The sequence below is a fragment of the Microbacterium sp. K24 genome (assembly GCF_004794465.1).
Lineage (GTDB): Bacteria > Actinomycetota > Actinomycetes > Actinomycetales > Microbacteriaceae > Microbacterium.
Window position 1 is genome coordinate 1 of the sequence record NZ_SSDJ01000116.1, and the last position, 1,454, is coordinate 1,454.

The following is a 1,454-nucleotide window of genomic DNA, read 5'->3' on the forward strand; positions in this document are numbered from 1 at the left end:
ACGACGAAGGTCGATCTGAACGACGGCGGCGTCTGGATCACGAAGACGTCGAGCCTGCTCGTCGGGCACTTCAACCACGAGTCGACCGTCCTCGACGGCGGGCTGCGCACCACCGGCGAGGACTACGACATCCTCCAGGCCGCGACGAACGTGCTGGTGGTCGACGAGGGCAGCTCGACCGTGACCGCCGTCGACCCGGCCCGCGTCTCGATGGGCGACTCCGCCAGCATCCCGGCCTCCGCGAAGGTGGCGCTGGGTAACCGCACGGCCGCGATCCTCGACAGGAAGTCGGGCAACCTGTGGGTCGTGCCCGTCAAGGGCATCGCCGCGTTCGAGATCGGCGCCGTGGATCCGGTCGCCGAGCTCGGCGAGAACGCCGACGTGACGGTCGCCGAAGACGGCACCGTGTTCGGGCTGTCGAGCGCGAAGGGCGAGGTCGTCACCGTCCCCGTCGACAACGAGGGCGAGGCCGGCGAGACCTCCACGGCCTCGGTCGGCGAGGTCGACGCCTCTGTACAGCCGACCATCACGGCCGTCGGGCGCACGCCGGTGGTGCTCGACACGGCATCCGGCACCGTGATGACCCCGGGCGGCTTCCGCACCGAGATCGGCGACGCCGAAGACGCCGTGCTGCAGCAGGCATCCGCCGAGAACACCGCGGTCGCGGTGGCCACGGCATCCGCTCTGGTGAGCGTGCCGCTCGACGGCGGCGAGCCCACGACGACGGATGCCGAGGGCACGGGCTCTCCGGCCGCTCCGGTGTGGCTCAAGGGCTGCACCTACGGTGCCTGGGGCGGGTCCGGCGCCTTCCTGCGGGAGTGCGCCGGGTCGGCGAACGACGTCTCGGCGACGATCGAGGATGCACAGGATTCCAAAAGCCTCGTCTTCCGCGTGAACCGCGACGTGATCATCCTGAACGATGCCGTGGGCGGCGCGGCGTGGATGCCGAACGAGAGTCTGCAGCGCGTCGACAACTGGAACGACCTGACTCCTCCCGAGGGCGAGACCGAGAACGAGGACGACTCCACCGAGGAGACCGTCGAGACGACGCTGCCGGAGCGCAGCGAGGTGAACACCCCGCCGATCGCCGAGGACGATGCGTTCGGCGTGCGGCCGGGCGCCTCCGCCCTGCTGCCGGTGATCGACAACGACAACGACCCCGACGGCGACGTCCTGGTCGCCGCGATGGCCGAGGCGCAGCCGGCGATCGGCACGGTCCAGCCGATCTACAACGGCGGCTCGCTGCAGATCGCCGTCGAGGAGGACGCCTCGGGCTCGAGCAGCTTCCTCTACGAGGTCGACGACGGGCGCGGTGGTAAGGACACGGCGACCGTCGCCCTCTCGGTGCACGACTGGGACCAGAACGCGGCCCCGACGGCGAAGCGCAAGACCTCTCTCACGGTCGAGGCGGGCGGCACGGTCTCGTACAACATCCTCCCGGACTGGATCGACCC

The 1,454-nt window shown here is 70.4% G+C and carries 1 protein-coding gene; it reads left to right on the plus strand.

Annotated features, from left to right (window positions below):
• A partial coding sequence (locus DW306_RS21315; protein ID WP_168429304.1) for an Ig-like domain-containing protein occupies positions 1 to 1,454 on the plus strand: 1,454 nt, incomplete at both ends.